Here is a 3,702-nt window from a genome sequence, read left to right on the forward strand (position 1 = left end):
CGCGTGCATGCCCATCTGCTCAAAAACAGTGATGCTATTGAATTTGTAGCGATAATGCCCTAGTGGAATATGCGCTGGAGGCCAATTTTGTTACGCATCGTCGCTGGCCCGTCCACTATGATGGCCGCATGATTGCCGGCCTGCCATCCCCCTCGCTGATCGACCGCATCTGGCGCGCCGCGCGCGGCTGGGCGGTGGCCTGGTGGCGCATCGTGCACCTCGGGTCGGTGGCGCTGGTGCTCATGCTTTCGCCGTCCAGCTACGGGCGCGCCACGCGCTGGCGGCTCGCGCGGCACATGTACCAGGACACGGCGCCCATCCTGCTGGGGTTCACGGTGCTGGCGGCGCTGGTCAGCCTGGTCATCACCCGCATCGTCGTCGTCACGGCGCTGAGCTACGGCCTGTCGCGTTACGCGCTGGAGATGGTCATCCGCGTGCTGGTGCTGGAGCTGATCCCGCTCACCGCCGCGCTGTTCGTCGCCATGCGCACCACCATCCCCAACGGCACCCAGCTCGCCCTCATGCGCCAGGCCGGCCGCCTGGACAGCCTGCGCCGGCACGGCGCCGACCCGATACGCGTGGAGCTGCTGCCCCGGGTGGTGGCCGGCATCTACGCCAGCATCACGCTTGCGGCGCTGTCGTGCGTGGTCGCGCTCGCCATGGCCTATTTCGGGGTGTATGGGCTCAACACCGCGGGGCTGCCGAGCTACACGCGCATGTTCGGCCAGGTGTTCACGCCGGCCGTCACGCTGGTGTTCGTGCTGAAAACCCTGTTCTTCAGCCTCGCCGTGGCCCTCATTCCCATGGCGGCGGGGCTCTACGAAAACGGCGACGGCCGGGGCCGCCACGGCTCCGAACTGGGCGGGCTCGCGCGCATGTTCGCCGTGCTGCTGCTGATCGAAGTCGCGTCCCTGCTGGGCAATTACTACTAACCCGTTCCGTGACCCATACCACGACCGACACCGGCCATGGCCCGCGCTGCGCGCCGTGGCCTCACCGAGGAAACGCTTTCATGCCCGACCCAGAGACCTTCCCCGCCGGCGCTTTCGGCCCGCGGGCCCACGGCGGTGCGCACCATGGCTGAGCGGCCCCCTTCCCACGAAGCGGACGATGCCGCCAGCGAGGCGCTGCTCGAAGCCCAGCGCCCGGTGGCGAACCTGGAGCGCAAGGCCGCGGCGCTGCTCCTGTTCACGCTGGCGCTCATCGTGGGCTCGGCGTTCTATCTGCTGTATGCACGCGGCGTGTTCGAGCCCACGCAGCGCCTGGTGCTCACGGCCGACGACTCCGAGGGCGTGGTGGTGGGCATGGACATGACGTTTTCAGGCTTCCCGATCGGGCGGGTGCGCGGCATCGAGCTCTCGCCCGACGGCAACGTGCGCATCCTGATCGACGTGCCGCGCAAGGACGCGCACTGGCTGCGCGAGTCCAGCGTCTTCACGCTGGTGCGCGGCATCGTGGGCGGCACCACCATCAAGGCCTACAGCGGCATCCTTACCGACCCGCTGCTGGCCGACGGCGCCGAGCGCCCCGTGCTGCGCGGCGATGCCACGGCCGAGATCCCGCAGCTCATGGCCTCGGCGCGCGAACTGCTGTCCAACCTGCAGGCGATGACGGCCCAGGACGCCGCGCTGGGCGGCACGCTGTCCAACGTGCGCACGCTGACCGAGCGGCTGAACGCGCCGGGCGGGGCGCTCAACGTGCTCATGGGCAGCGAGGCGGATGCCAAAAAAGATCACCGCCACGCTGGACCGCACCAACCAGCTGCTGGCGCGCATCGACGGCATGGCCGCCAAGGCCGACCGGCAGGTGTTCGGGGCGGCCGGCGATCCGGGGCTCGTGCCCGAGGTGCGGGCCACGGTGGTGCAGCTCAACGGCCTGCTGGCCGACACGCGCCAGAGCCTGAAAAAGGTCGATGCCGTGCTGGCCGAAGCCCAGGCCATCGGCGCCAACGCGCGAGAAGCCACCACCGATCTGGGCAGCTTGCGGGCCGAAGTGGAGAGCAACCTGCGCAAGGTGGAGGGCCTGGTCAACGACATCCAGCGCAAATGGCCGTTTGCGCGCGACACGGAACTCAAGCTGCCATGAAATCCCTGCTGTCTTCCCCGCTGCGCACACCGGTGTTGCGTGCCGCCGCGCTGCTCCCCTGCCTGGCCCTTTGGGCCTGCGCGGCCAAGCCGCCCACGCCGCAATGGCAGATGAATGCCCACGGCGCGGCCCGCAAGGCCACCGAGGCATACCTGTCGGGCGAGCCCCGCATCGCGCAGCTGGAGTGGGACCGGGCCCGGGCGGAAGTCGCCCGCACGGGGCGGCCCGACCTGCTGGCGCGCGTGGAACTCATGCGCTGCGCCGCCCAGGTCGCCAGCCTGGTGGTCGAGCCGTGCACGGCCTTCGATGCCCTGCGTGCCGACGCCGCGCCGCAGGACCAGGCCTATGCCGATTACCTGGCCGGCACCATCGACAGCACCGCCGCTACCCACCTGCCTGAGCCGCAGCGCAGCGCCTGGGCGGGCGGCCCGCCTGCGCAAGCCGGCCTGGACGATCCGTTGTCGCGCCTGGTGGCCGCGGGGGTGTGGGTGAAAACCGGCCGGGAGACGCCGCAGGTGGTCGACTCCGCCGTGGAGGCCGCCTCCGCGCAGGGGTGGCGACGGCCGTTGCTGGCCTGGCTGACCCTGGCGGCGCAGCGTGCCGATCAAAGGGGCGATGGGCCCGCCGCTGCCGCCGCCCGCAGGCGGTTGTCGGTGCTGGAACAGGGGCTCAGCGCTGAAAAGCGCTGACGCAGAAACCCAAAGGGGCCAAAGGGGGATGGCGCGGAGATTCAGGGGACTGCCCCGGCCCGCGCCGTGCCGGGACGCCGGACTCAGTTGAGGAACGATTCCGCGGGAAGAATCTGCTCGAGGTTGCCCGGCAGATTCACCAGCGAGTCGGCGGCCTGCACCGCCTCGTCCGGTACCAGCGTCATGGCGGTGGCAGCCACCGCGAGAAGCACTGTCACCGTAAAGGCTGCGAAAGCGCGGGTTCCGGAGTGGATTTTGCGTTTCATGACAGAGTCCTTCAAAAGGGGTGGGGCCTGCACGGCGGTGGGAGTGAACGCATTACACCGCTTGCCTTCGGGCCGGGTCTGTCAGACAAGGCCTTTTGGAAGGCTGTTGCGACGACAGTTACGGTTGGTTGCGCTCCGTTGACGCAAGTCAACGGTTTTGGGCTCCATTCACCCAGGCGTCAGCCGCCGGGCAAGCGCCGACGCCGTCAAGGCGGTGCCGTCAGGCCATTGGTCCGCCACCTCGCCGTGCATCCAGCAGGCTGCCATGGCCGCATCGAAGGCGGCGCTCGGCGCGTCGGACGCCGCGGCCAGCCGCGCACCCACCAGTCCCGCCAGCACATCCCCCGTGCCGCCCGTTGCCAGGCGTGCGTTGCCGGTCGGATTGATGCAGGGCGTTTGCCCCGCGGCCGCGATCACGCTGCCCGAACCCTTGAGCACCACCGCGCAGCCGAATTGGTCCGCCAGCCGGGACGCCGCAGCCAGCCGGTCGGCCTGCACGCCTGGCGTGTCCACCGCCAGGAGCCGGGCCGCTTCCAGCGGGTGGGGCGTGAGCACGGTGTGCCGGCCCGGCTGCGCCGCGCGATCGCGCAGCGCCTTCGCCAGGGACGGGTCGCCCGCCACGGCATTGAGCGCATCCGCATCCAGCACCAGGCGGTGCGCCT

Annotated in this window: 4 protein-coding genes and 1 pseudogene; 3 read left to right on the forward strand and 2 right to left on the reverse strand. The window is 70.1% G+C overall.

The window, feature by feature from the left end; genetic code table 11:
• Window positions 1-128 precede the first annotated feature (128 nt).
• The 3 genes and pseudogenes from AC27KI_RS20555 to AC27KI_RS20565 all read left to right on the forward strand — a co-directional run bounded on the left by AC27KI_RS20555 (window position 129) and on the right by AC27KI_RS20565 (window position 2,774).
• A complete protein-coding gene (locus AC27KI_RS20555) occupies window positions 129-932 on the forward strand; it encodes an MlaE family ABC transporter permease (protein WP_284398774.1) in 804 nt (267 codons plus the stop codon).
• 144 nt (window positions 933-1,076) lie between these two features.
• A pseudogene (locus AC27KI_RS20560) lies at window positions 1,077-2,085 on the forward strand (MlaD family protein).
• Window positions 2,082-2,774 carry a hypothetical protein gene (locus tag AC27KI_RS20565; protein WP_487115563.1) on the forward strand — a complete coding sequence of 231 codons (693 nt, stop codon included), beginning with the start codon at window positions 2,082-2,084 and terminating at the stop codon, window positions 2,772-2,774. Before AC27KI_RS20560 ends, AC27KI_RS20565 begins: the two are co-directional and overlap by 4 nt.
• An 83-nt stretch (window positions 2,775-2,857) precedes the next feature.
• On the opposite strand, the gene AC27KI_RS20570 is transcribed toward AC27KI_RS20565, so the two are convergent.
• Together AC27KI_RS20570 and AC27KI_RS20575 are read right to left on the reverse strand one after the other, a co-directional pair.
• Window positions 2,858-3,040 carry a hypothetical protein gene (locus AC27KI_RS20570; RefSeq protein WP_272568478.1) on the reverse strand — a complete coding sequence of 61 codons (183 nt, stop codon included), beginning with the start codon at window positions 3,038-3,040 and terminating at the stop codon, window positions 2,858-2,860.
• Between the two features lie 168 nt (window positions 3,041-3,208).
• On the reverse strand, window positions 3,209-3,702 hold a 494-nt coding region (locus AC27KI_RS20575), incomplete at its 5' end, for an ADP-dependent NAD(P)H-hydrate dehydratase (RefSeq protein ID WP_487115565.1).

It is taken from the genome of Acidovorax sp. KPB24-03 (assembly GCF_057546605.1).